The sequence below is a fragment of the Pseudomonas sp. MAFF 730105 genome, from assembly GCF_055380705.1.
In genome coordinates this window covers 6,511,581-6,538,553 of the sequence record NZ_AP018438.1, presented here as the reverse complement: position 1 = coordinate 6,538,553, position 26,973 = coordinate 6,511,581, and the positions used below count along the sequence as shown (strand labels likewise).

The 26,973-nt window shown below is 60.2% G+C and carries 19 protein-coding genes; 4 read left to right on the top strand and 15 right to left on the bottom strand.

Annotated features, from left to right (window positions below; translation table 11 throughout):
* Positions 1 to 68: 68 nt before the first annotated feature.
* The gene (locus PCOSP_RS28885; RefSeq protein ID WP_464709998.1) at positions 69 to 4,922 is read left to right on the top strand and encodes a dermonecrotic toxin domain-containing protein; all 4,854 of its coding nucleotides are present in this window, start codon (positions 69 to 71) and stop codon (positions 4,920 to 4,922) included.
* Between the two features lie 58 nt (positions 4,923 to 4,980).
* Here PCOSP_RS28885 and PCOSP_RS28880 read toward each other — a convergent pair whose 3' ends face one another.
* Genes PCOSP_RS28880 through PCOSP_RS28870 form a run of 3 tightly spaced genes read right to left on the bottom strand, consistent with a single transcriptional unit; the run spans position 4,981 to position 6,759 of the window.
* On the bottom strand, positions 4,981 to 5,658 hold the full coding sequence (locus PCOSP_RS28880) for a GNAT family N-acetyltransferase (protein ID WP_024777843.1): 678 nt from the start codon (positions 5,656 to 5,658) through the stop codon (positions 4,981 to 4,983).
* Between the two features lie 10 nt (positions 5,659 to 5,668).
* Positions 5,669 to 6,115 carry an N-acetyltransferase family protein gene (locus PCOSP_RS28875; RefSeq protein ID WP_464709997.1) on the bottom strand — a complete coding sequence of 149 codons (447 nt, stop codon included), beginning with the start codon at positions 6,113 to 6,115 and terminating at the stop codon, positions 5,669 to 5,671.
* A gap of 2 nt (positions 6,116 to 6,117) precedes the next feature.
* Entirely contained in the window at positions 6,118 to 6,759 is a 642-nt protein-coding gene (locus PCOSP_RS28870) for an FMN-binding negative transcriptional regulator (RefSeq protein ID WP_139641302.1), read from the bottom strand.
* 100 nt (positions 6,760 to 6,859) lie between these two features.
* On the opposite strand from PCOSP_RS28870, the gene pdxR reads away from it, so the two are divergent.
* Complete coding sequence (pdxR, locus tag PCOSP_RS28865; RefSeq protein WP_464709995.1) at positions 6,860 to 8,485, top strand: MocR-like pyridoxine biosynthesis transcription factor PdxR; 1,626 nt, start codon at positions 6,860 to 6,862, stop codon at positions 8,483 to 8,485.
* Between the two features lie 40 nt (positions 8,486 to 8,525).
* Here pdxR and PCOSP_RS28860 read toward each other — a convergent pair whose 3' ends face one another.
* The 4 genes from PCOSP_RS28860 to PCOSP_RS28845 form a co-directional block, all read right to left on the bottom strand.
* Positions 8,526 to 13,139 (bottom strand): dermonecrotic toxin domain-containing protein, encoded by a 4,614-nt coding sequence (locus PCOSP_RS28860; protein WP_464709994.1) that lies wholly within the window; start codon positions 13,137 to 13,139, stop codon positions 8,526 to 8,528.
* Positions 13,140 to 13,629: 490 nt separating this feature from the next.
* Positions 13,630 to 14,730, bottom strand: a complete 1,101-nt coding sequence (locus tag PCOSP_RS28855; protein ID WP_139641294.1) for a polyamine ABC transporter substrate-binding protein — start codon at positions 14,728 to 14,730, stop codon at positions 13,630 to 13,632.
* 11 nt (positions 14,731 to 14,741) lie between these two features.
* Entirely contained in the window at positions 14,742 to 15,773 is a 1,032-nt protein-coding gene (locus tag PCOSP_RS28850; protein WP_464709992.1) for a histone deacetylase family protein, read from the bottom strand.
* Positions 15,774 to 15,954: 181 nt separating this feature from the next.
* Positions 15,955 to 16,866, bottom strand: a complete 912-nt coding sequence (locus tag PCOSP_RS28845; RefSeq protein ID WP_464709991.1) for a LysR family transcriptional regulator — start codon at positions 16,864 to 16,866, stop codon at positions 15,955 to 15,957.
* Between the two features lie 138 nt (positions 16,867 to 17,004).
* Here PCOSP_RS28845 and PCOSP_RS28840 point away from each other — a divergent pair, with 138 nt between their 5' ends.
* Both PCOSP_RS28840 and PCOSP_RS28835 read left to right on the top strand, forming a co-directional pair.
* On the top strand, positions 17,005 to 17,751 hold the full coding sequence (locus tag PCOSP_RS28840) for an SDR family oxidoreductase (protein ID WP_139641288.1): 747 nt from the start codon (positions 17,005 to 17,007) through the stop codon (positions 17,749 to 17,751).
* A gap of 72 nt (positions 17,752 to 17,823) precedes the next feature.
* The gene (locus tag PCOSP_RS28835; RefSeq protein ID WP_306669513.1) at positions 17,824 to 18,513 is read left to right on the top strand and encodes a glutathione S-transferase family protein; all 690 of its coding nucleotides are present in this window, start codon (positions 17,824 to 17,826) and stop codon (positions 18,511 to 18,513) included.
* 125 nt (positions 18,514 to 18,638) lie between these two features.
* Here PCOSP_RS28835 and PCOSP_RS28830 read toward each other — a convergent pair whose 3' ends face one another.
* The 8 genes from PCOSP_RS28830 to aspA all read right to left on the bottom strand — a co-directional run bounded on the left by PCOSP_RS28830 (position 18,639) and on the right by aspA (position 26,863).
* On the bottom strand, positions 18,639 to 19,001 hold the full coding sequence (locus PCOSP_RS28830; protein ID WP_175362298.1) for a DUF6124 family protein: 363 nt from the start codon (positions 18,999 to 19,001) through the stop codon (positions 18,639 to 18,641).
* A gap of 470 nt (positions 19,002 to 19,471) precedes the next feature.
* A complete protein-coding gene (locus PCOSP_RS28825; protein WP_265075500.1) occupies positions 19,472 to 20,077 on the bottom strand; it encodes a DNA-3-methyladenine glycosylase I in 606 nt (201 codons plus the stop codon).
* A 4-nt stretch (positions 20,078 to 20,081) separates the two neighbouring features.
* Positions 20,082 to 20,381, bottom strand: a complete 300-nt coding sequence (locus PCOSP_RS28820; protein ID WP_175386725.1) for a YciI family protein — start codon at positions 20,379 to 20,381, stop codon at positions 20,082 to 20,084.
* Between the two features lie 27 nt (positions 20,382 to 20,408).
* Entirely contained in the window at positions 20,409 to 20,996 is a 588-nt protein-coding gene (locus PCOSP_RS28815) for a TetR/AcrR family transcriptional regulator (protein ID WP_265075499.1), read from the bottom strand.
* A 231-nt stretch (positions 20,997 to 21,227) separates the two neighbouring features.
* Positions 21,228 to 22,220 (bottom strand): AraC family transcriptional regulator, encoded by a 993-nt coding sequence (locus PCOSP_RS28810; protein ID WP_464709989.1) that lies wholly within the window; start codon positions 22,218 to 22,220, stop codon positions 21,228 to 21,230.
* Positions 22,221 to 22,407: 187 nt separating this feature from the next.
* Positions 22,408 to 23,412 (bottom strand): asparaginase, encoded by a 1,005-nt coding sequence (locus PCOSP_RS28805; protein WP_464709988.1) that lies wholly within the window; start codon positions 23,410 to 23,412, stop codon positions 22,408 to 22,410.
* 130 nt (positions 23,413 to 23,542) lie between these two features.
* A complete protein-coding gene (locus PCOSP_RS28800) occupies positions 23,543 to 24,991 on the bottom strand; it encodes an alanine/glycine:cation symporter family protein (RefSeq protein ID WP_139641279.1) in 1,449 nt (482 codons plus the stop codon).
* Positions 24,992 to 25,438: 447 nt separating this feature from the next.
* A complete protein-coding gene (gene aspA / locus PCOSP_RS28795; protein ID WP_139641277.1) occupies positions 25,439 to 26,863 on the bottom strand; it encodes an aspartate ammonia-lyase in 1,425 nt (474 codons plus the stop codon).
* Between the last annotated feature and the right edge of the window lie 110 nt (positions 26,864 to 26,973).

The window sequence follows — 26,973 nt, the reverse complement described above, 5'->3', positions numbered from 1 at the left end:
TTGCGTCACCTATACCGCAATCAGAAACGATCGATGCCCAGGCGAAGGAACAGCTCAGGCAACTGGACTTGCTGGACACCCACCAGGTACAGCTGACCCATCTGTTCGCAGCCGTTCCCACCTTCGACAGGGTGATGGGCGCGCTGCTGGTCGGCCTGCTCAAGACCAGGATTCCCGCCAAGAAATTTCGTGCATCGCTGCTTCCGGACATCGAACCGGATCAATGCTATGTGAGCCGCTTCACCACGGGCCCGGACGGTGGGCGCATCCTGGCCGCCTCGGACAGCTTTACCCACGTCATGCGCAACTGTTTGCTCAGCGACACGGCGCCCGACTTTTCGAAGGGGGGCGTCGGGTTCTTTACCCGTCCGGATTCCCTGGAGGAGGCCGACAGCGTCTTTGCCGGCCCGCTGGATGAGCACACGTTGCGGGCCATGGAAGCCGTGTTCTATGTGGCCCATCCAGCCACGAATGAACGGGTGAAGCGACAGTTCCGCGACGAACTGGAGCTCTTTCGTCAGCGCAAGGGCTGGGAGGTGTTGCCAGGCGTGGCGGCGTCATCCACGACCGAAGTCGCCCTGGCGCAGTTATTGTCTCGGCGCTTCCTGCATCTTTTCGACCTGTACAAAGCCGATCGGGATCCTGCCGCTCGACTCAGCCAGGGTGAGCGAATCCAGCAAAGCGATGAAGATCGCCTGTTGGACATCATCACCACCCATCCTTCCCAGGCGGACAGAAGTCGCCTGTTGCGCGCACCGGTTCCCCATGTCTATGCGGTCAGGCTCGATAGCGGCGCCGCGCAGCCGCAAAAATGGCCTGCCGCGATGGTGGTCAAGTTTACCGACCGGCCATCGCTGTTCCTGTATTCCCTGGAGCATGGGCTTCAGCGCTTCAACGCTTTCCAGGACCTGATCAGACAGGTATTTCCCACCCTTGAGGGCCAGGCGTGCAAGATCCAGGACATTTCCGTCGAACTGTCCGGGCATGTTTTCGAAGTGGCGGCGGCGGATCTGCTGCAAATGCAAAGTACGGCGCTGGAGAAAGTCCTGGATGCGCCAGGAAACGCAACGGTGACAGTGAGTGACTTTGCCCGGCAAACGGAAGATGCCCTTGGCTTGCCCCTGTTGTCACTGGCCGGGCCACTGGCGGCCCGTCAGGAAACCTTGGTGGAAAACCGTCGCCCCGGTTTCTACAAGACCGCGACGTTTGCCGAGCGAGCCCACTATCGCCGCCTCGAAACAAAGGTATTCGAGGCCGTCTACACACTGGGCAGCGGTGTTCCGACCCTGGTGCAGTTCGCTCGCCAGAAGATCAAGCAGTACCTGCAGCAAACCATTCACCCGCGCATCGACGTGGACCCGGACCAAACCCTGGTCAGGCTGTTCTACGGTGACCGGGCCAGCCCCAGGCAGTCCCGTACCAGCAGCTTGACCCAATTGATGCTCGACAATCTGCGGCCACGGCAATACCCGAACGCCATGCGCGAAGTGTTGGCGGTCTACCTTCTCGATCAACACGGTCAACGGATCCGCCATCCGGAAAACGGTTTCCTGATCACGGTGACTGGGGGCGAACTGGCCAGGATGGCGACGAGCCTCGATGTCGGTGGCAATTATGAAATCCTGCTGCGCCAGCAAATGAATGAACCTCGGTACAAGGCGGCTTGGCAGGCGTCGTACCGGGCCCACCTGGAGTTCAAGGGCTATGAGGCTGCACTCAGGGGCGACACAGTGTTCCAGGCCAGAGTGACGGATCCGGTTGCCAAGCCAGCCCATCCGCGAAAACTGCTGGCTAGCTGGCTGGAGGCGGTCCTGCAATCACCCACGGCGGCGAATCGGGCCTGGGTTGGCGGGCACAGGGTCCATGTCCATGGTCTTCTCCTGGGGGGCAGTGTCAGCGCGCAAGGTGGTACACCGCGCAACGCGCTCGGCATCGATGGTGTGCTGATCTTTTCAGACCAGCTTGGGCCGGACATCAAGGGCACCGTGGGCGTGTATTTACCGGACAGCCCCCAGGGCCATGACCTGCAAGAGTTTTCCGACCTGAGCGATGGCATTACCGGGCTGCTGCAACAGGAAGAATGGCGAGCGTATTTCCGTTCGCGCATTTGCGCCCTCGATCCAGAGGAGATAAAGCGCGCCTTGGGGCAGCACCGCGGTCGGCCCCTGATCAGTGGCGTCTTGATTACCGATGATTGGCTTGAGCGCTTTCACCGGGCCCACGTCAACTTCCACAGCGCATACGCGGATCACCGCTCCAACAGCAGCCGGGACATCGGCCTGCAGACCGTCGCGCGGCTGGTGATGATGACGGTTGAAATTGTCATGGACCTGGCCGGCCTGCTGTTGATCCCCGGTTTCCAGATGCTGACCCGTGCCGTCAGGACCGGCCTTTTGGTGGTCAGGACCGGTGCCGTGCCAACGAATACGACGACACTGGCGTTCGTCCATGCGGTGGCAAACACCCGGAAGGCTGTCGGCTTCGGTGGCGTGAGCGTCAACGTGCGAGGGCGCTCCTCTTTCCTGGCGATAACGGCTCGCCAAAGCCAGGCTAAAGCGCCATTTGGATTGCCCTTGGAAGAAACGCTTTATCGGCGCTATGCCGTGGCGGATAGGTCGGTGCTCCGGGGAGTGTCAGCGGATGCCCAGGGCTTTTATCGCCCCACGATCACGGACAGCGTCACGGGGCGCTCTGCTCGCCAGGTGTATGTGCAGCAACCCGATGGCACGGTATTCCGGGTCCATGACCATACGTCGCTCAAGGCCATCGAGGCCACCATTGTCGACCCGGCGACGGGCTTGAATATTCGCTCCAGTGGCGTGATGAGGAGCACGGTGGCCCGCGCGCCCGATGGGCAGTGGCATGCCGTGGGCTTTGGCCTGGGCGGAGGGGGCAAACGCCCGAGCGGAGGACCTCCCCAACCGGGCCCGTCAGCCCCTAAGCAACCTTCGACATCGCTTCGCGCCGTGGCCGATCTGATCCGCACGTCAAACGAGTGGGACGTCGAGATCATGGATCTGGTCCCGGCACTCATCACCCGCCTTCCAAGCTGGCCGCAACATCGCAGCTTGTTGATCATCGATCAACGGCGTGGACGCCAGGACTGGTCGATACGCTTCACCCCCGGGCAAGAGGAAAGCGGCTATCCGACGGGCGCGCATCCGCTCAGGTCCAACACTGACGTGGTGCTGATACGCACCGGTGAAAATCATTACACCTTAAGGTTGGCTGATAACACTGACGTCACGTTCGATGCCGACGGCAATTGCTTCTTCAATGCCGTTGCCCGGGGACTGAACGAGGGGCAGCCCCAGCCAACGTTTTCGATGCAGGGGCTGCGCAATGAAACCGCCGCTTATATCGATCTACACCCGGAGATGAGTCATTACCTGGTGTCACCGCCCACCGGTTTGCAGCAGGCGCTGGCGGATAACGCACGCTCCCTGGAGAACTTGTTGGGCAAGGCCGCTGTGTATGACGTGAGTCAGATTGTCTATGGCACGCGCAACCCGCATAACCTGTTTCGACCGTTGGTGCATTTCCTGAACCTGTATGCCGACGACATGGTGCGCAGGACCTTGAACCAAGCCCGGAAAGCCGACTTGCCACCCGAGATCCTGCAACACATCGGTAGCTACTTGTCCCCCCGGGCTCCGGGTCGTCCGATACTGAGCAGCATTCCTTACTACATGCAAAGCGATCGATCCGTGCGGACCTTCTTCGAGGACACGCTACTGCGCCCCGTCGAAAGCTCGGAGATTGAAGAACTGCTCAACAATGAACACCTCATGTTCTCCCAGGACGTGATTCATATCATGCTCGAATACGGGGTCAGGGCCCGAGAGCTGACCGATCACCATCCCAAGAACAGTCTGGCATATGTCCTCTACGATGACGCTCTGCATGGTCATCTCGACGATACGCAGCTAGAGGAGCTGCTCAATGGTGCCTATCTGGTGGATCGTGATGATTTGAAAAAGGTCAAGAGACGGTACGAGCAAGAGACCGGCAATGCCATGGATGACGACTCGGAGCTGTTGGAGCAGCACATTTATTACGACCGTGCCGAGGACCTGGCCGACCTGCTCACCGTGGCGCTCGAGCGATTTCCTATGTTGCAGACGCGGGCAAATATTCTTCTCAAGTCCCCGGTGATCGCTTCCAACCTGGGTGGCCTGTTTCCCGTGAGTCTGCTTTCACAATGGATACGCAACCCGAGCATATCCAACATGCGACTTCAGCTCATCGGCGATTATGTCAGTAGTCGTTATGACGAATTGACGAGGTACGCTGGCGTCGATATCAACTGGATGCGACCGTTCGATGACTGGAACCTGAACAGTCTGTTCACGCATCGGCAGGCTTTACTGGACTTCTTCAACTTTCTCCAGGAGGTCCGGTACTTTAAGGACAGTGACCTGTCGGCTGTCGCCAGGTTGTTCACTGCGCCAGGGCAGCGGCTTTCCAACAGCCGGGTGGCGATCCTGTTCAGCAGGCCGAACCTGTGGATGTCCATTCGTGCCATGCGCGGGATCTCGCGGGAAAGCGCCAGGGCCATCTGGCAGGATTTGACGGGTCCGGCATTCAGCGACAGCAATATTCGCTTCACCCTGGGGCGGCCCGGCTCGCTCAACAGCGAGTCGGCTTTCACGGAGGCGTTGATAGACAGCCTGGTCAATGAAGAGGCCCGGGCGCATCAGTTGATCATGGGGTCGTACACCATGAGCGAAAGACAGGCCCAGTACTTTCTCCATAATTTCGATTTCTCGCAGAGCCCGGCGGGGCACAGCCGGCTGGATTTCGCCAGCTACGTGAGCGCTCATGGATCGATACCGCAATGGGCCTGGCCCTATGCCCGAAGTGCGGTGACGCCCGAGGTGCTCAAACCCTTCCTGGCCACCCGGAAACCGCCTGAGTCCTGATAGCTTGCCTTGATCGATCGCCATCGCGAAGGGATTCGCGGTGGCGATCATCTATCACTCACTGCGATGAGCGACATTCCGCCAGGCTACGCACCTGTCCGTTCTCGCTTTGATTCTCTTCACTGAGCCATTGCTCGAACGCCGCGCCGATGGCCGGCCATTCCGAATCCAGCATCGAGTACCACGCAGTGTCGCGGTTCTGTCCCTTGACTACCATGTGCTGGCGGAAGACGCCCTCGAACGTGAACCCCAATCGTTCGGCAGCGTATTTCGAGCGGGCGTTGGCGTTGTTGCATTTCCACTCCAGGCGTCGATAACCCAGAGCGAAGGACTCTTTCGCCAGCAGGTAAACCGCCTCGGTGCTTTTCGGCGAACGTTGCATGGAAGCGCCGAACGTCACATGGCCGATTTCGATGCGACCCTGGGCTGGCACGATGGACATCAGGCTGAGAATGCCCTGCACCTCGCCATTGGCGCGGTCGATCACCGTGAAGAAGTATGGGTCGATGTTCGCGGCATGATTACCCAGCCAGGCATCGAACGCCTTGCGCTCGGAAAAGGGGCCGTAGGGCAGATAGTCCCAGAGTTTCGGATCGGCCCCGGGGCCTTCCAGTGCTTGCCACAGACCGTCGGCGTGCCGTGCCGGATCGAGTTTTTCCAGGCGGATGAAACGCCCTTCGATCAACTGTGTGAACGGTGCCGGAACCCCTTTCCAATCGGCAAGTGAAGTCAACATGCGGCGCTCCTTACAAGGCTTTGCGAAATTGGATGAAGCCGGGACGTTCGGCGATGCGCTCGTAGAGCTGGATCGCCGTGGCATTGGTTTCATGGGTCAGCCAGTGTACTTTGCAGCAACCATCGGCCTTGGCGGTGGCGTAGACGTACTCGATGAGCTGACGACCGACGCCGGTGCCACGGCTCTGCTCCGTGACCAGCAGGTCCTGCAGGTAACAGGAATTCTCGATGCTCCAATTGGACCGGTGATAAATGAAGTGCACCAGGCCGATGGCCGTGTCGCCGCGCCAGGCCAGGGCCCCATGGGTCGGTTCGCGCTCATCAAGCAAGCGTTGCCAAGTGCTTTGGCTCACCGCCTCCGGCAGTTCGGTGTTGTAGAACCTCAGGTAGGCCTGCCACAGCGGCAGCCACGCGGCGTTATCGTCAGCGGTAACGGGGCGGATCTCGATCTGGCTCATGTTCATTCCTTGGTCGAAAATTCGGACATCAGGCTCGCGACGGCGTGGTCCTGGGCATTGTGGCTGGCGGCCAATCCCTGGCGCACACCCGCTGCGTCGGCGGGAGCGCGGTTCTGACTGAGTTTGCGTTTGCCTTCCAGGCGCTGGATGGGCAGGGCGAAGCCGACGATGGCCTTGAGCATGCTGTCGATGTACTCAGCCGGCGCATCGTCGATGCGCCACGGCTGGGCCCGGCCGCTTTCGTGGCGGTCGGTGAGGGCACTCACCAGGTTGCGCAACCGATGGGCATCATTGAACACCTCGGCGCCGCCATAGGCGTGTACGGCCTGGTAGTTCCAGGTTGGCACGACTTTGCCATGTTCGGTCTTGCTGGGATAGAAACCCGGGCTGACGTAGGCGTCGGCTCCGGCAAATATCACCAGCGCCTCGGCCCCGGATTCCAGGTCGCGCCATTGTGGATTGGCCCGGGCCATATGCCCGTAGAGGCTGCCGTTGGGGCCTTGTCGGGTGTCCAGCAACAGCGGCAGATGGCTGGCCTGCAAGCCATGCTCGCCATGGGTGACCAGCAAGGCCAGGCGACACGCTTCCATCATCCGGTGTAATTGGGACAGGTCTTCGACGGCAAAGGCTTTGGGGTTGTACATGACGATTTTCCTTGGCGAATGCGAGCATCCTAGGCAGGCTATTGGTCTGTTGTAAGAGCCACTTAAGACCAATTCGATAGGTCCATTTGCGAGGGTTGTCATGAGCAACGTCGTGCCGCCGCTGTCATTCAACCCAGCGGGAATCGAGCTGGACCGTCGTCAGGGGCTCAGCCGCCAGCTTTACCAGGCGCTGCGGGCGCGGGTGCTGGATGGACGGCTGGGCAGCGGCACCCGGCTACCGGCCAGTCGTGACCTGGCGGCGGCGCTGTCGATTTCTCGCAACAGCGTGGTCCGGGCCTACGACCAGCTCTATGCCGAGGGTTTCATTGAAGGGCGGGTAGGGGACGGCACTTACGTGGCAGAGCTGTCTTCTCTCATGCTGGGCCGGCCTCATCGCGAGCAGGCTCGCTCCCACATTGGAATGGGTACCGCCGGGGAAGCGAGTTTGCGCGCGAAGAGGCCCGGAGAGAAAAACATATCCACAAAAGTGTCCACAGGGTTTTCAACAGGCTTATCCACTGGGTTATCCACAGATTGGTTGGATTTGCCTGTGATTTCATCCAGTAAAGTTATCCACAGTGGTGCGTTGGATCGGGTCGAAAAGCACCATTTACCAGCGCCTCCCAGTGGTCCGCCACGAGCGTTTCGGGTGGGCGTCCCGGCTTTCGATCTGTTCCCTTTCGACGTCTGGGCCAAGCTGAACGCGGCTTTCTGGCGCAAACCGGACTTGCAACAGCTGTGCTACGGCGACTCCCAGGGCGATGCCCGCTTGCGTGGGCTGATCGCAGCATATTTGCGTAGTTCCCGTGGCTTGCACTGCACGGCTGAGCAAATTGTGATCACCAGTGGCGCGCAGCAGGGCATCAGCCTTTGTGCACAGTTGCTGGTGGACCCTGGAGACGTCGTGGCAGTGGAAAACCCAGGCTACCGCGCAGCCGGGCATGCCTTTGCCGTGGCCGGTGCCGACGTGAGAGGCGTGCCGGTGGACGGTGAGGGCCTGGATTGCAGCGCGCTCGCCTCGTTGAACCCTTGTCGACTGGCCTACGTGACACCGTCCCACCAATACCCCACCGGGGTGGTGATGAGCCTCGCGCGGCGGCTGGAGTTGCTGGCCTGGGCCGAGCGTAATGACGGCTGGATCGTCGAGGACGATTATGACGGCGAGTACCGCTACAGCGGCGCGCCACTGGCGCCGTTGGCTGCATTGGATCGCCAGGGACGCGTGCTCTACGTTGGGACGTTCGGCAAGGTGGCGTTCCCGGCCTTGCGCCTGGGCTACCTGGTGCTGCCTCCCGGCCTGGTGGACGCCTTTGCCCGTCGCCGTGCGGTGGATGTGCGCCACTCCGAAGTCAGCACCCAGGCGGTGATGGCCGAGTTCATGGCGGCGGGGCATTTCCAGCGTCACATCAGGCGTATGCGGCGGGCCGCATTGGCGCGGCGTGATGCACTGCTGGCGGGCTGGCCAAAAAACATTGCGGGTGTCGGCGCCATGCCGACCGTCGTGGCCGGGCTGCATGTCACGGTGCCGGTGGACAGTGTCGAACGTGAGCGTGAACTGATCGCCCAGGCGACTGCGGCAGGGGTCGAAGTCAATGGCTTGAGCAACTATTGGTTGCCCAGCGCCACCTCGCCGGTTCGTGGCGGGCTGGTGCTGGGTTTTGCAGCCGTGCCACCCGCGGCAATCGCTGCCGCGTTGGCGAGCCTGGTGAATGTCTGGAAGAGCTGAGGCGTGAAGGCCGGGCATTGGAGGATGCCCGGCTGTGCATTTATGGTCGCGTTTTTCTAAAGAACACGTCTTTGGCCTGATCCACGGCGATTTCAGCGCGATAATGGTCGATCAGTTGGCGTTGGGTGAGGGATTCGGTGTCGGCGATGACGGTGGTCCTGTGATTGGCTTGGGCAACGGTTTTCAGGCGTGCGGAAAGGAATGTGTAAGCGGGTACCCAGTTTGTCGAGTAACGGAAGTCTGCATACCAGAGCGCTTTACCGGTTTTCATGTCCTTGATCTCGTACCGGTCGAGGAAACCATAGGGCGGATACTTGATGCGTTGCCGGCTCTTCTGTTTGGTGATGGAAATCAGGTTCCGACTTTTAAGCCATATGATGCTGCTCATGGTCGGCGGACGTTGTTTGATGACATTCAGAACGGTTTCGAACCCCAGGACATAAAGGGCGCTCGCTTCCTTCTCAAGCTGCGTGCGCAGGGTCTCGGCCGAGCGTCGCTGCTCTTGCGGCAGTTCGAACGTTTCGTTTGAGGTCACGCCTTGCGCCTGGTCGAGGGCCTTCTTGATGGCCGCGCTGACTTTCTCCATCCTGCCTGCGTGGGCATTGAGGATCATCCCGATGCCGGCAGGTGTCTTGCTGGGCTGGTTCACGGTTTCCTCGATCTGTGCCTTGAACGCCGCCAGCCCGTTGATCAGGTCGTTGCCCTTCGTGATGCTGATGTTCAAGGCCGGGACGGTGGAGGTCGAGGCGTCGGGTTTCATATGCGGGATCCATTCGCCGGTTTCCTTGCGATGGAACGTGACGATGATGTCTCCCGAGAACGGATTCTTCACATCGAGCCAATCGGTTTCCTCCATCGATCGGGATAAACGCGGCTCGCCGCTGACCAGGCCCCAGAAGCGCGCTCGGATGAACTTTTTCCTCGGCCTGGGGCGTTGCTCATACGGGGAACCAGCGTTTCGCCGATCTCTTCTCTCGTCGAGGGCGGTCGCCAGATGACGCAACGTCCATTGTTCAAGCGTAGCGATCCCCGTTCGCAGTCGGGCGAGTTGGGGCTGACGCACGCTGCTCTTGTACTCGTTACTCAGGTAGTGGAGGTGTTCGTCGATGGCGGCGAACTGCTCGGCCAGGCTACCGAATGCATCGATCCGTTCATCCAGCCGGATCACGCTGCGCTCATCGATGGCGTCGCGCAGGCTTTGGTACGCGACCGTGGCGTTATCGACAACCTGGTTGAGCGCTTCCCAGCCTTCGGGCATCGACTCGACACTTTCCAGCGTCAGGCACAGGTGACGAAACATATCGATCTTGATCAGGCGAAGGTCGGCGGCCGTATAGATCGGCATCTTCTTACGGTGCCGCCGGATGAATTCGAAACCTTCATAGCCGACGTTCTTCAGTTCGGTGAAGCGCGTCTCCATATAGTCCAGGCGCTCGATCATGTCGTCACCGACGCTGACCATGCTCTCGGCGGCGTCAATGTGCTGTTGTTCCAGCACCTTCACCCCGGACGTGATCAAGCCTTTGGCTTTGTCCAAGGCCGGAATGAAGCGTTCCTGGAGAGCTTCCAACTCGGCGAACGTGAAGTTGACCTGGGCGTTCAGGTAACCAAGTCGGGTGCGAGGGTAGTCGGGCCTTGACTGGAAAAGTGGCCATTCCATCAAAGTTCTCAACGCTTGCTCGTAGTTTTCTCGCTGGGTTTTCAGCGTGGCGACATATACATCGCGCTTGATTTCCCTGGCCGCGCCCGACGCTTCGTCCATTGCCTCGGCCTGCATCGTCAGCGCTTTCTGGTTCTGCGGCTTCTTTGCTTCGAATTGATTCAGTGCAGCTAGCAGATCGATCCGACGCCGCTGTGCGTCGGCGATGACTTTCTGCCTGACACCTTTGGACCCGCCACCGCGTATCCGCAGACGTGTGTCGATGTGCCATTTGCCGTGGGCATCACCCATCAGGGGAGGGCCCTCGCGGGCGGGATTTTTTCCGTCGACGATAGAGACCAGCTCGCCTTCGACCCGTACCTTGAACCACTTGCCGGCCATTTTTGCGTGCCAGTCCCCCGTCTGTTCGTAGAGTCCCTTGAGCACGCCCTCGGTTTGGAGCTCTCCCGGATCTGCGGGTTCATCGATGCTGAAGGTGTCGATGAACTGTGCGCTTTCCCGCGATCTGCCCATCAAGGCGCCAATGGAACGGATGGTCTCGTAGTGCTCGGTCGGCAGCGACGTACTCGGAAGCGCTCCGAGTTGCTCTATCACCAGTTTGTGTGGGGTTTTTGGCAGGTTTTCCAGTTCGCGCACCTCTGGCGGGGCTTTTACCCGATGAGGACTCCTGGCAGCCCTGGCGCGGTCGATGGCGTGGGTAATGATCGCCAGCGCGATGTTCAGCAGCAGGTCAGTGAATGCCTCCCACTTGGCCGGTCGTTCGGCCTCTGGTTTGTTTTGCATCAACGTGTCGACGTCGTCCAGGATTTGCCAGAGCCAGGCTGCGGTACCAACGGCGGTTCCCAGGTAAGGCAAGGTCAGGTTGAACATCAGCCAGCCCGCGCGTTTGAAGGTTTCCCAGCGATTTTCCTGGTTGGACACCGATTGCCGATCGGCCAGTTCGACCAAGGCATCGGCATTGGCCTTGAACAACTGTGGCAGGAAATCCGTCCCCAGGGTTTTGTCGGTCAAACTGACGGGACCGCTATAGGCCAAGGAGGTCAAAGGGTCGGTCACGAACGACACGATGCCCCAAGGGGAGGGCAACAGGTCCGGAAAAACCAATCGGCCGTAATCGTTACGCACCCCATCAGGCAGCCAGGCCAGCACCGATTGGCGTAACGAAGGGATTTGCCTGATCGCATACAACAGGTTGCTGAACGATGGGTACTGGCTCAGTTGCGGCTCCAGCATGGGCCGATACAGCAGGCAAGGCCCGGCGCTCGCATCCTCGGGGCCGATGACGAACATATTGGTCACGACGTCTTCCGAGTCGCCCAGTTGTAGTTCGGGTACGAAGGCCAGTTGGCGCACGACAATGGTTTTTCCATCCACCTTGCGATCGGCTTCATCAAGCTCCATCAGCGCGGCGACGTAGCGGTAACCCCTATCGTCCAGGCGTCCTTCCCCACGGATTTTGCATTCCAGCGCCAGCATTGGCAGCTGGATGCGCAACTGGGAGGTGTACAACTTTTCGCGGCGGCTCGACTCTGCCGGATCGTCGAGCAGTTTGCCCTTCACCAGCTCGAGGTAAGTGCGACCGATATCGACTTGGGTGATGAGGTTTTCGATGTACGCCACGGTCATCCACTCGGGCAACTCGTTCTCGCCCAGGGACTGGACGGCTTTGTCGCCCAGGGGAAGGGCGATCAGGTTCTGCAAGGCGAGCTCGACCAAGGTGAAGCGGGTGGTATCGACCTTTCCGGGCACGACGAAGCTCCCCCAGATAACGGGGCTGCGTACCTCGAACTCGATTTCATTCAGATCGAGCGTCGAGGCATCGGGGTGGTCCAGGACTATCTGTTTCTTCAGCTCGCTTAACGCGTAGTCCTTGATGGCAGGAATCCCATCCAGATAGGTTTTGCCGGCATGGGATTGATTGAGTATCGACAGGTTCTTCATGTACTGGGCAAACAGCGTCTGATCGGACGGCGAGGCCTCCAGCAACCAATGGGGCATCTGTCTCTGGAACCAGGCCACGAGCTCGTCCTCAGCGGCTTCTTCGCCGTTGACAGGGGGCTCGTAGGTCACCCAGGTCTGCGGGGAGGACCCGATGACCTTGACCTGCTCGGCAATCATCCCGCAGGCCTTGTGATCGAAAATGTTGCCGTCGGGCTCATACAGCCGCCACTGGATTTTGCGATAGCTGGCCGTACCGAAATGGTTCGGGAGGGATTGGCCCAGGGCCTGCCGTGAAGCGAACTTCTCGTAACCGTTGACGATCGAGTACTTGAGGATGACTTCCTTGCCTTCGATGGTGCCGATCAGGACCACGATTGAGTTGTCGCCCAGCCGTTTCACCTCTGGGCCATCCACCTTGTCGACGTCGATCAGATACGCGTGGGTGTCATAAGGGTCGCTCTCCTTGCGGTCCTTGCGGTCGGGGTAATGGAACAGTTGCCTGGCCATGTCGCACTCAGTCGTCGTCCAGCCCTCGATACGCCCGACGTTCCACGCCTTGCGCAGGGTGCTGGAGAGTTCATGCCAGCGTGGGCCGGACTCGCCAACGGATGCATTCCAGTACGCCAGTTGTTGCTCCTGACAGGCCGTCAACATGGCCGGCACCAGCTCATTGACCAGGCGCCCGATCTGGTCGATGCGCACTGGCAAATGCACACTCGGGGACGTCAGTGGTAGCTGGGTCAGGTAATGCAACCCTTCGATCAACAGCATCGGATCGCTTTTTTCGTTCACCAGGCCGGCCAGCATTTCGGCAAGGGTTTCATAGCGGGTCGGGCGTGGCACGATTTCGCCGTCGACAATGTCCCAGCTCGGTTCGCCGACCACTGTGTTGTGTGGGTCAAGGTTCAGCGTGGGGTAGAGTTTCTTGAGGCCGTCGCGCAGAAGTATGGACGCGACCTCCGGATACGTGGGGCCGGCGAGCAACTGATTCAATATAGCGTCCCTGGGGTTGGCGTCGGCCTTGGGGATCGTGGTGGTAGAAGTGTTTGTCATCTGAGTCTCCCTGTCTCGCGATGAATGGAATCCCGAAGTCGAACGCTTCGGGATATCCATGCTAGTGGTGCGAGAAACAGCGGAGGTGGTAACTATGTATTGCTCGTGTCGTTAAGGGCCTGGTGATGCCGCTCCCTGTGGGAGCGGGCTTGCTCGCGAAGGCGTCGGCCCATCCAACATCACGGGTAACTGACCCATCGCCATCGCGAGCAGGCTCGCTCCCACATTGGGATTGGCGGCGTACCCGATCTTCATGCACAACGCAGAACCTGTGGGAGCGAGCCTGCTCGCGAAGGCGTCGGCCCATCCAACATCACGGGTAACTGACCCATCGCCATCGCGAGCAGGCTCGCTCCCACAATGGGATTGGCGGCGTACCCGATCTTCATGCCCGACGCAGAACCTGTGGGAGCGGGCTCGCTCGCGAAGGCGTCGGTCCATCCAACATCGCTGGTGACTGACCCACCGCCATCGCGAGCAAGCCCCCTGGTCATTGCCCAGACTTGATCCGGGTCCAGACCCGCGTGCGCACCCGTTCGGCATCCCTCGGCAAAGGCTGCAAGGTATACAGCGTCGCCATGGCCGCCTCTGTCGGGTAAAGATTGGGATTGCCACGAATCGCCGGATCCACCATCTCGGTAGCATCCTTGTTCGGATTCGGATAACCCACAAAATCACTCACCGGTGCAATCACCTTCGGCTGCAGCAAGTAGTTGATAAAGGCGTACGCGTCATCCGGGTTCTTCGCCCCTTTTGGAATGGCAAGCATGTCGAACCAGATCGGCGCGCCTTCTTTGGGCAGCCGCATGTCCACCGTCACACCGTTCTTGGCATCCTTGGCCCGATTGGCCGCCTGGGAAAAACTCCCGGAATACCCAACCGCCACGCAAATGTCGCCATTGGCGATGTCCGCCATGTACTTGGAAGAATGGAAGTACGTGATGTGCGGCCGGAGCTTCATCATCAACGCCTCGGCCTTGGCATAATCCGCCGGCTTCTTGCTGTTGGGGTCCAGTCCCAGGTGCTGCAAGGCCAGGGGCAGGATTTCCGAAGGTGAATCCAGCAGCGCCACGCCGCACTGCTTGAGCTTGCTGATGTTTTCTTCCTTGAAGATCAGGTCCCAACTGTCCACTGGCGCGTTATCACCCAGGACAGCCTTGACTTTGTCCGGGTTGAAGCCGATCAGAATGGTCCCGTACATGTACGGCACGGCGAACTTGTTGCCCGGATCGTTGGCCTCGATCAACTTCATCAACTTGGGATCGAGGTGATTCCAGTTCGGCAACTTGCTGCGGTCCAGCGGCTGGAATACCCCGGCCTCGATCTGCTTGGCAAGGAACACATTGGAAGGCACCACCACGTCATAGCCGGAATTACCGGTCAGCAACTTGGCCTCCAAGGCTTCATTGGTATCGAAAATGTCGTAGACCAACTTGACCTGACTGTTCTGCGCCTTGAAGTCTTCCAGGGCCTTGGGCGTGATGTAGTCGAACCAGTTGTAGACGCGCAAGGTCCGCTCTTCGGCCTGGGCTGCGCTACACAGCAGCGCGGTGCAGAGGGCGGGGACCATCAAACGCTTGAGTCTTTGCATGCTCTTCTTCCTCATTGGGCGCTTTGAAAACCTTCGAGAACGTTCACGGCGTTGATGCCGATTTCCGCCACCGCATAGCCGCCTTCCATCACGAACAGCGTCGGCTTGCCAAGTGCCGCGATACGTTTGCCCATCGCCAGGTAATCCGGGCTGTCGAGCTTGAACTGCGAGATCGGGTCATCCTTGAACGTGTCCACGCCCAGCGAGACGACGATGACATCGGCGTCGTAACCCTGGACCTCGCTGCACGCCTGCTCCAGCGCAGCACTCCAGGTGTCCCAGCCTGAGCCGGCCGGCAACGGATAGTTGAAGTTGAAGCCTTCGCCAGCGCCTTCGCCGCGCTCGTCCGCATAACCGAGGAAGAACGGAAATTCTGCCTCCGGATGGCCATGAATCGAGGCGAACAGCACATCGCTGCGCCCATAGAAGATCGACTGAGTGCCGTTGCCGTGGTGGTAATCCACATCGAGGATTGCGACCTTCCCATGGCCCTGGTCGAGAAACGCCTGGGCGGCGATGGCCGCGTTGTTGAGGTAGCAATAACCCCCCATCAGATCACTGGCAGCGTGATGCCCCGGCGGCCGACACAACGCAAAGGCACTGCGCACGCCACGCTGGATCTCGGCCTGGGCGGTGAGGGCCACCTGGGCCGCGCTGTAGGCGGCTTGCCAGGTCCCGGCGGTGATCGGCGCGCCACCGTCGAAGCTGTAATAGCCGAGTTGGCCGTGCAGGCTCTTCGGGATCACCGTGCGCAGGGTGCGAGCCGGCCAGGTGAAGGGCAGCAAGTCGCCGTCGCGGTTGTATTCGGCCCAGCGATCCCAGGCGCCTTTGAAGAACTCCAGGTAGGCGGGGGTGTGGATGCGCTGGATGGGTGCCAGGCCGAAATCCCGTGGCGCTTGCACCGGCCCCAGCGCACGAGCCTTGACCCGCTCCAGCACGTGGTCGGCGCGGGAGGGCATTTCGAAACAGGGCATGAGCTGCCCGTCCATGAGCTCGCAGCGGCCGTGGTGCAGGTGGTGATCGTCTGAATAGATCGTCAGCATTGTTGTTCTCCGCAAGGGGACTGATCGGTTGAGGATAGTCTTGCGGCGGGTGGAACTCAGGAGAACGGTGGGAGAGGCCAAAAGGGGATTGAAATGGCCAAAAGGTTTGACCGGAAATGGCTCTTTGGTGGGATCAGGACCTTAGGATCAAGGCATGGCGATGGCGCGGTCGTACGCTGGACTATTGCAACTGAGACAGCTTGTGGCGCTCGCTGAATGCAGGACTCTTCGCAAATACTTCGGCGATGAAATCCATGAATACGAGGGCGCGTTTGGGCAGGAGCCTATCCGCCAGGTAGACGACTTGAAGGGGAACAGGCGGGGCTACGTAGTCCCTCAGCACCAACTGCAGATTGCCATTTTTCAGCCCTTCCTCGTAAAGCCATTCAGGCCCCTGTGCGATCCCCAGCCCGGCATTGACACACGTTCGTATGGCTTCGGGTGAGTTGACCCGAAGCCTGCCGGAAACGGGAACCTCGATATTGCGGAAACGCCATGTAGTGCCTGTCGACAGCAAGGTGTAGATCAGGCAATCGTGCGTTCTCAGATCATTGGGCGTAACGGGGACTCCGCGTTTGGCCAGGTATCCCTTGCTGGCAACGCACACACGCTCGAACCAGGCCAGCGGTCGGGCACGCATTGCGCTGTCTTCCAGATGTCCGATGCGAATCGCCAGTTCAGCCCCTTCGTCGACCAGATTTACATAGCGGTCATTGAGCTGCAGATCGAGCGTCAACTCTGGATAGCGCTCCAGGAAGGTGGAGACATGCGGCAAGACGAAGGTATGGGCTAGCGCGGTCGGACAGGCGATGCGTAACAATCCGGACGGGGCGACGTTTTCCCTGAAGGACGACTCCGATTGTGCTACAGCGTCGAGAATGCGCAGGGCGTCTGCGTAATAGCGCTCTCCCTCGGGGGTGAGAGCAAGCTTTCGCGTGGATCGGTGCAGCAACCTGGTATGTAGATGATCTTCCAGCGCCGCCACATAGCGGCTGACGTTGGGCTGACCCAGCCCCAAGTCGCGCCCCGCAGCCGAGAAACTTCCTGTCTCGACAGCGCGGACAAAGCAGGTCATCAGCAGCAGTCGATCCATTTGAGCCTCTTATTCATGCAGTTTTGGCATGAAACGTATGCAAAGAAACAATCTTATCAATACGTGGGCATGAATACATAGTTTCCCTCAAGCAGGTCAGTGCATCGACTGACCTTGAAAACCGAAAGGAAACTTTACATGTCCCGATTACAAGGCAAACGCACTCTCATTACCGGTGGCACCAGCGGCATTGGCCTGGAAACGGCCAAGCAATTCCTTGCTGAAGGCGCACGGGTGATCGTCACTGGAGTCAATCCGGCATCCATCGCAAATGCCCAGGCGGAACTGGGGAGCGAGGTTCTGGTACTCCGTGCCGACTCGGCCAGCATCGCTGCTCAGAAGGAACTGGCGCATGCCGTTCAGACTCACTATGGCCAACTCGATGTTGCCTTCCTCAATGCGGGCGTATCCGTTTGGCTGCCAATCGAGGAGTGGACGGAGGACATGTTCGATCGCTCCTTCGACATCAACGTCAAGGGGCCGTACTTTCTGATTCAGGCGCTGCTACCCGTCTTTGCGAACCCCGCGTCGGTCGTGCTCAATACATCGGTCAATGCACACATCGGCGCTGCGCATTCATCGGTGTATGGGGCGACAAAGGCCGCGTTCCTCAACATGTCGAAGACGCTTTCGAGCGAACTGCTCCAGCGTGGCATTCGTTTCAATGCCGTCAGCCCCGGCCCGGTCGATACGCCGCTTTACGACAAGCTCGGGATTCCCGATGCCTATCGCGAGCAGGTCAACAAAGACATCGTTGCGACCATCCCGTTCGGCCGCTTCGGCACGCCCGAGGAAGTCGCCAAGGCTGTGCTGTACCTGGCTTCGGACGAGTCACGATGGACGGTTGGTTCGGAAATCATTGTCGACGGCGGCCGCTCGCTCTAAGTGCTTCGCACGAACGACGCGTCTATATAGCCCGGCGCCCATGCGTGGCGGCGGGCGCGGATTCTTTTATTGATGGGTATTCCAATGTCCCGATCACCGCTGGTGCTCGTCAGCCACCACTTGTGTCCATTCGTTCAGCGAGTGGCCATCGTGTTGCTCGAAAAAGAAGTTTCCTTTCAGCGTGTAAATGTCGACCTTCGCGACAGGCCGGACTGGTTTCTGACGATGTCACCAACGGGCAAGGTTCCGCTGCTCAAGGTGCCAGATGGCAATGAGGGCGGGTCCGTTCTATTCGAGAGCGTCGCCATCTGTGAATACCTGGAGGACGTGCACCCCGACCCTGCGTTGCATCCGGTGAATGCGCTGACCCGAGCACAACACCGCGCCTGGGTCGAATTCGCATCTGCCACCCTGGGGGACGCATGGGGATTTCTGAACGCCTCAGATCAGCAGACAGCCCTTGGAAAATCCGCAGCTTTGAGAGGAAAGCTGGAGCGATTCGACGGTGAAATGTCAGACGGCCCTTATTTCGCCGGACAAAGACTCAGTATGGTCGACATCGCCATGGCCCCGGTCTTTCGCTATTTCGACATACTTGGATTCGCATCCAACCACCCTCTGTTCGATGGGCTGAGCCGAGTGGCTGAGTGGCGTCGTGCCCTGGCTAAACATCCCAGTATTCAGGCGGCCGTTGCAGAGGACTACGCCGTCCGGTTCCGCGAGCATTTGCAAGAAGCAGGAGCGGTACTGGCGACTGCATAGGGACGTTACACCCTTCAATGGATGTGCGACGAAATCGGCCCTCAAGTCGTTGTCATGGCCGTTCAGGATAAACACTTCTGAAGTGAACCCGACGCAATGCGCCGGGCTTGCGGGAAGGCTTACGGCTATCGCGGATCAACGTTATCCAACGCCCGGTTCGCCAGTAATGAACTCAGCTCGATCAATTGCTGAATGCCAAGGGCAACGTGGCGGCGAGAGCCATCCAATTCGAATGCGAGATCACTGACCATCGCATCAGCCGAAGCCAGGGTTTCGCTGAGGTTGGCGAGCAGGCATTCGGTGTCGACGTCTTCTACGACGGTGAACAGCTGGCTCGGTTGAGTGGTGGCTTCAGGTTTTTCCGGTTTCGGTAGTAGATAGAAATCCAGGACACGCTTGGCGGCGGCGTCGAGTTTGCGGGCGTTAATGCCGTCGGCATAGGGGGAGGTTGGGTCTGCTTCAGGGGGATTGGGTGTGATCTTGAACATGGTGGTGCTCCTTTCGTAAGAGGAACCATCACCGTCTGCCGCCAAGCAGATGGGGTGACGGATTACACAAGGTTGGCGGACCGGAACGAAAGGAACCCGGCATCCCCGAGGGGATCCTTGCGCAACCCGTCATAACAAGAGCGTGCAAGGCCAGGCCATTGCAATCATGTTTGAGGGGCTTGCGCCGTTCGTGTCCCGGGCCGCCAAGCCCGGTCGCTGAGTGTCAGCGACGGGGATTACGTTAGGGGCATGGGGCTGGGCGCACAAGCGGGTGGATTCTGGCGTAGTTGTAGGCAAAGGCGCAAGGTTGGGTAGTCTGGCGAAAGGCTGGCGGTCGGACATGCGACTCGGGCTGGAAATGGTTGCAATGTGTGGCGAGCAACCTTGTCCCGTCGCAGGTTGACTGGTGGAGTCTGCCGGTAGGCAGGCATCGATTCGATTGAAGCTAGGCTGCCTGGTTTCAGGAATACCTAAGGTTGTTCGATGCCCCGCCGTGCATGTTCGACTCGTGTCCTGATAACGCATTCAGTTGCATGGTCGTTCAACAATCCCATTGCCTGCATGAACGCATAAACGGTCGTAGGCCCAACGAACTTCCAGCCTCGTTTTTTCAGCTCTTTCGATAGCGCGACCGACTCGACAGACGTCGAGGCGGTCTGAGGTTCAATCGGGTTCGCAACCTGAGGAGCGTAGCGCCAAAAAAAGGAAGCCAACGAGCCTTCCGTTTCGACGAGCTCGCAGGCACGACGGGCATTGTTGATGACAGCTTCGATCTTGCCGCGATGGCGAACGATGCCAGCGTCTTGAAGCAGACGCTCTACATCGCTGTCGTTGTACTGAGCGACCCGGACGAAGTCGAAGCCATCAAAGGCGGCACGAAAGTTATCCCGCTTGGCCAGGATCGTGCGCCAGCTGAGGCCGGACTGGAATCCCTCAAGGCTGATCTTCTCGAACAGGCGTCTATCGTCAACCACAGGAAAGCCCCACTCGGTATCGTGGTACTGAAGAAATTCCGGCGCGGCTGCGCACCAGCGGCATCGACGCTGCCCATCCAGGCCAATGATCGTCGTATCCATGGCGTCAGCTCCCGGTACTGGCCAGCAAAAATGCCAGGCGTGGGTCGGCCTTCGATGGCTTCACCTCGACAATTTCTGCCTGCACGACACCCTGAATCACGAAGGGGTCGCCACTGACGCGATCCTCAAGTTGGGCCAGTGTGATTCCGCTTGCCAGGATCATCCCTCCGGCTTGCGGCTGAAGGCTTCCAGCCAGGATAAAGACACCGTCGTCAAAGCCGCACTGCAGCCAGTCCTTATGGGCTTGCATCCACTGACCCGCCAGTTCGCGTCCAGCTGAAAATCGTAGAGATACGATGAACATTCGTAGGTCCTTCCTAAGGGTGATGGGTTATTGGGTCGAAGTCCGTGTCGCGTCGGTGATGCCGTCGAGCCATCTACTCATGCGTTCGGCCTCGAGCTTGACGAAGTGCTCGTCGTGAAACGCCTGTGCAAGCAACGCCACACCCTGGCTGAACGCCAATACATGCATTGCCAGCGAATCCGCGTCTGGCCCGCGCCCCAATAGAACGAACTGCTGGCGCAACCAGGTACGGAACAGGGCAAAAAGTTGGCTGGACTGTGGCTGCGCCGGGTGGCCAAGCTTGGCCAGCTCGCTGCATAGCGTGCCAACCGGGCAACCATGGCGAATGATCTGGGCTTGGTTCGTGACGACGATGAAGATGAAGCTCTTGATGCGTTCGGAGGGGGAGGCACTTTCTGCCTCCCATGCTTTAAGCATGTGTGAAGTGCTCAGCAGACGTTCCGCGATAACGGCATCCAGGATCTCGTCCTTGCTTTTGAAGTGGTAATAAAAGTTGCCACGAGAGATACCGACGGCGTGGGCGATGTCTGCGAAAGAGGTGTGTTCGTAACCGTTCTCATAGAACAGCCGGTCTGCCTCCGCGACGATGCGCTCGCGGGTTGTGATTTCAGCCATCCAACTGTCTCCCCATCACCTTTCCGGCCCCCATTGATTGAGGTTAGGACGGTCGACCTAATTATTGGTTCTGAGCGTAGGACGGGCATCCTAATTGGTCAAGGGCCGTTATCCGGTTTACGAGTGTGTGGCGTCGGTTGGATTGGGGCTGCTGCGCACCCCGGCGGGGCGGTGCGACGCTTCGCTAAATCCCCTCGCCACAGGAGATGGGAGCGGTCCACAGTCGTGGGCTCAAGACCTGAACTGGCTCGGCGCCACGCCGCTCCAGCGAACGAAGGCATGGCGGAAGCTGGCGGTTTCGCTGAAGCCCAGCAGTTCGGCGATGCGGTGGATGGGGAGTTGGTCCTCGCAGAGCATTTGCTTGGCCCGCTCGAAGCGCAGTTCGTCCAGTAGCTCCTGGTAACTGCAACCCGAATCCTTGAGGTGCCGGCGTAACGTGCGGGCGGAGCAGTTCATTTGTTCGGCCAGGCCTTCCAGGCCGGGGGCGGCGTCGAGCTGGGCGGCGAGCAGTTGGCGGATGCGGCCCAGCCAGGCCTGGCGGCCGGTGAATTCGATATTTTGCTTGCGGCAGCGTTCGACCATGGCGTGGTGGGTGATGGGGTCGGCCAGCGGCAGCCGGTGATCGAGCCAGTGGCGGTCGAAGGCAAAGGCGTTGTCGATGGCCCCGAAACGCACCGGGCAATCGAAATGGGCCCCGTAGCGGGCTTGGTAATCCGGTGCCGGGTGTTCGAAGCGCGCCGCGCGCAAGGGCAGCGGGTGACCGAGCAGGTCGTTGCAGATGACTTTCAGCGAGACCATGCAGAATTCGGCGTTGAATGCGGCCAGGGCCGGGGCCTCCCGATAGTCGCTGGCGCTGAACCAGAGGTGCTCGCCATCGTCTTCCAGGTTCAGGTCGAAGAGTGTTCCCAATAGCGCCGGATAGCGCAGCGCCAGCTGCAAGGCGTCACCTAAGGTGGCACTGGTGAGCAGGGCGTAGCCGAGCATGCCGTAGGAGGAAACGTGCATGCTGCGCCCCAATTCCAGGCCGATGTCGCGCTTGAGGGCCACGGCGTTGGCGCAGACCTGCATTTCCTGGTTGGTGGTGATACGCGTGTCGGCCCGGCTCAGGTCCGCCGCGCTGATGCCGCTGCCGGCCAGCAATTCGTCACTGGGCAGGCCTTCATGTTTGAAGGCGTTGAGCACCAGTGAGACGGCGTTGAGGGTGGTGAGGTGGGAATGAAGCATGTCCGTTTCCAGCCTGGGGAAGCTGTAAATGGAGCAAGTTGTGTGCCGGGAGTAAAGCCCAAAGCTGCCATGCTTCGTGGCAGCAAATTGTAGGAGCAAAGCCTGCTCGCGATATATCGCCGCGATTTCTGAGGATCGCGTCAACTTTGTCGCGGGCAAGCCTTGCTCCCACAGGTGTGCCTGGCGGTCAGATCAGTTCGCCACACAGGTCCAGCTCAACCAACCGCCGGATCTCATCCACCGGCAGCCCTGAGCCGATCAGCGCCTGCAACTTGCCGTACGCAGCCTCGCGGGTCATGCCGCCGCCGGACAGCACGCCGACGCCACGCAAACGGCTGCCGGCCTCGTACACGTCCAGCTCCACGCCGCCTTCATGGCATTGCGTCACCGCCACCACCACCACGCCGCTGTCCCGCGCTCGGGTCAGGCTGGCGAGGAAGGCCGGGTTGTCGCTCGGGCCGGTTCCGCTGCCGTAGCATTCCAGCACCAGGCCCTGGATGCCGCTGCTCAGCAGGCCATCGAGGATGTCGGCGCTGATGCCCGGAAACAACGGTAGTACCGCGACGTTCGCCAGTTGCTTCGGCTGGTTGTAATTCAACTGCGCCGGCAGCGACGTGGCTTTGGCACCGCCGCCCTGACGCTCCAGGCGTTTGAACGGATGGCGACCGAAACTGCGTACTTTCGCGCAACGGGTCGGCGCCAGCAGCTCGCCGTGGAAGTACAGGTGCACGCCCGGCGCCAGGCCCCGGCCGAGGGCGACCAGCGCGCCGCTGAGGTTTTCCCAGGCGTCGCTGTCGGTCACGCCGGCGGGCAGCATGGAACCGGTGAAGCAGACACGGGCATGCAGGCCCAACAACTGGAAGCTCATCGCCGCCGCGCTGTAGGCCAGGGTATCGGTGCCGTGCAGGATCAACACGCTGTCACAACCTTGCACATCCACGGCGTCGACCACCGCTTCGCGCAGTTGCTGCCAATAGGTTGGGGTCATGTTGGCGCTGTCGATCAGCGGCGACATTTCCCGGAAGCGCCATTGCGGGACGGCGAGTTCAGGTTGGCTGTGCAGGTAGTCGCGCATGCGAGCTTCGAAGCCGGAAGCCGGGGCGAGGCCGTGGGCGCTGGCTTGCATACCGATGGTGCCGCCGGTGTAGAGCACCATGACGTGCTGGGCGGCAGGATAGGTCGAGGAATTCATGGTTGTTCTCCGAGGACGAAAACGGCAGCTTTGTCGAGCTGCCCAACATAAGGTCGAGCATGACGCCGACCTTACGTTGTGTCACGCCGGGCGCAGGGGATGCGCCCGGTTTTTGCAGCAGGCTTGCCGATCAGCGTTGCGCTGCGGCCACACCGGTCACCGCGTCAGGCTGGGCAGCCGAGGCGGATGGGCTGGCTGGCCAGGCTTTGCGGTCCAGATCCAGGTCCGGGAATTTGCTGGAATCGAAGACCGGAGTCTTGATGCCGGCCGAACGCTGGGCGTCGTAGTCGCGCAGGATGCGCATGCCGACCTTGAACAGCAGGAACAGCGCGATCAGGTTCACGAAGGCCAGCAGGGTCATGGTGATGTCGGCGAAAGCGAACACGGTGCTGAGGTTTTCGATGGCGCCCCAGAAAATCAGCACCAGTACCAGTGCGCGATAACCGATCAGCGCCTTGCGGTTCTCACCGAGCATGAAGCGCAGGTTGTTTTCGCCCAGGTAGTAGTTGTAGAGGATCGAGGTGAACACGAACAGCGCCAAGGCCACGGAGATGAACATCCGGCCCCAGTCACCGACCACGGCGGCCAGGGAGTTCTGGGTCAGGGCAATGCCGTCGCCTTCGAAGCCTGCGGTGTAGAAGCCCGACAGCAGGATCAGCAGCGCGGTGCAGGTGCAGATCACGAAGGTGTCCAGGAACACGCTGAACGCCTGGACCACGCCTTGGGCGACCGGGTGTTCGACCGATGCAACGGCGGCCACGTTAGGCGCACTGCCCAGGCCTGCTTCGTTGGCGAAGACGCCGCGCTTGACGCCCATGACGATGGCGCTGCCGATCAGGCCGCCGAACGCTTGGTCCAGACCGAAGGCGCTCTTGACGATGGTAGCCAGCATGGCCGGTACGTGGTCGAACTGCAGCACGATCACGTAGATGGTCACGGCGATGTAGGCCAGGGTCTTGACCGGTACCAGCAGGTCGGCGACGCGGGCGATACGCTTGATCCCGCCGATGAACACCAGGCCCAGCAGCACCGCCAGGCCCAGGCCGGTGTAGGTGGTGTCGAGGCCGAAGGCATTGTTCAGCGAGTGGGTCACGGCGTGGGCTTGCAGGCCGTTGAAGGCGAAGCCGAAAGTGATCAGCAGCAGGAAGGCCATGATCATGCCCAACCAGCGTTTCTGCAGGCCGTGCTGGATGTAGTAGGACGGGCCGCCACGGTACTGGCCTTCGGAGTCGCAGCGCTTGTACAGCTGGCCGAGGGAGCACTCGAAGAAGCTGCTGGACATGCCGACCAGCGCGGTTACCCACATCCAGAACACTGCACCGGGGCCGCCGAGGGTCACGGCGATGCCGACACCGGCAATGTTGCCCGCGCCGACACGACCGGCGAGGCTGAGCATCAGGGCCTGGAAGGAGCTGAGCTGGTCGGTGCTGCTTTTTAGGCTGTCACGGAACACCGCGAACATGTGGAAGAAATGACGGAACTGGACGAAACGCGAGCGGATCGTGAAGTAGCCGCCGAGCCCGACAATGAGCAGGATCAGCACTTTCCCTGAGAGGAAGTCGTTGATGACTTCGAGCATGAGTATTCCTCGCTGTTTTTTGTTTAAGCAAATGCTGGCCATTTGGAAACATCACGAAACATCCGTCGGCGCACGGCTTGACAGGTGAGGCGAGGTTTCGTCCCGGTCCAATTCGCGGGTTGTTATTAGTTCGGGTTTCGCATGTTTAAGATCTCGCTACCGACGACCACACATGTGAAGAGGGGCGGCACTATACCTATCAGTGCGATGCCCGTCTGCACGGTTGTGGTGCAAGCGACGAAACGACTTGCTGGGATTAACGAAAATCGCAGCCTTCGACAGCCCTTTGCAGGAGCTGTCCAAGGCTGCGATCTTTATCCGATGTTGTCGTTTTCGGCATAAGGCCTCCGTGGCAGTGGCAAAAAAAGGGCTTGGGGAATAATCCCCAAGCCCTCAAAAGGTGAGAGGTGTCTAGTCCCTCGACCTGGTGAGCGGTGGTTGCATCGATCACGCTTTCAGCGGGACCAGACGCGGAGCAATCATGTTTTCCGGGCGCAGGATGTCGTCGAGCATGGCGTCGTCGAGCAAGCCTTCTTCGCGCACCAGTTCCAGCACGCCGCGGCCGCTTTCCAGGGCAACACGGGCGATGCGGGTGGCGTTTTCATAGCCGATGTACGGGTTCAGGGCGGTGACCAGGCCGATCGAGTGCTCGACCAGTTCGCGGCAGCGCGCTTCGTTGGCGGTGATGCCCACGATGCAGTGCTCGCGCAGCATGTCCATGGCCCGTTGCAGCAGGCGGATCGAGTCGAAGATCTTGAAGGCGATCAGTGGCTCCATCACGTTCAGCTGCAGTTGGCCGCCTTCGGCTGCCATGGTCAGGGCCAGGTCGTTGCCGATGATCTGGAACGCCACCTGGTTGACCGCTTCCGGGATCACCGGGTTGACCTTGCCGGGCATGATCGAGCTGCCTGGCTGGCGGGCCGGCAGGTTGATTTCGTTGATACCGGTGCGTGGACCGCTGGACAGCAGGCGCAGGTCGTTGCAGATCTTCGACAGTTTGACCGCGGTGCGTTTGAGCATGCCGGAGAACAGGACGAAGGCACCCATGTCAGACGTGGCTTCGATCAGGTCGGCGGCCGGTACCAGCGGCTGGCCGCTGATGGTTGCCAGGCGCTGTACGGCCAGGGCCTGGTAGCGCGGGTCGGCGTTGATGCCGGTGCCGATGGCGGTGCCGCCCAGGTTCACTTCGGTCAGCAGTTCGGGCGCCAGGGTTTTCAAGCGCGCCAGGTCTTCGCTCAGGGTGGTGGCGAAGGCGCGGAATTCCTGGCCGAGGGTCATCGGCACGGCGTCCTGCAGCTGGGTGCGACCCATTTTCAGAACGTGGCTGAATTCTTCACCCTTGGCGGCGAACGACTGGATCAGGCTGTCGAGGCTGGCCAGCAACGCATCGTGACCCAGCAGCAGACCCAGGCGGATCGCGGTCGGGTAGGCGTCGTTGGTAGACTGCGCCATGTTCACGTCGTTGTTCGGGTGCAGGTACTGGTATTCGCCTTTCTGGTGGCCCATGGCCTCCAGGGCGATGTTGGCGATGACTTCGTTGGCATTCATGTTGGTCGACGTGCCGGCGCCGCCCTGAATCATGTCCACCACGAATTCTTCGTGGAAATCGCCGCGGATCAGACGGGCACAGGCTTCGCTGATGGCTGCATGCTTGGCTTCGCTGAGTTGGCCCAACTCGCGGTTGGCGTCAGCGGCAGCCTGTTTGACCATCGCCAGACCGACCACCAGCTTGGGGTAATGCGAGATCGGAACGCCCGAGAGACGGAAGTTGTTCACCGCTCGCAGGGTCTGGATGCCGTAATACGCTTGTGCTGGTACTTCGAGTACGCCAAGCAGGTCTTTTTCTGTGCGGAATGATGCAGCGGAGGACATGATGGAAATCATCTCGATAAGGACCCGGTCTGAGCCGGAACGCTGTGGATCGTAGGCTCTCATAAACGTAAGGGCCAATGCTGTTAAACACTGCCCTATGCATATTCGGC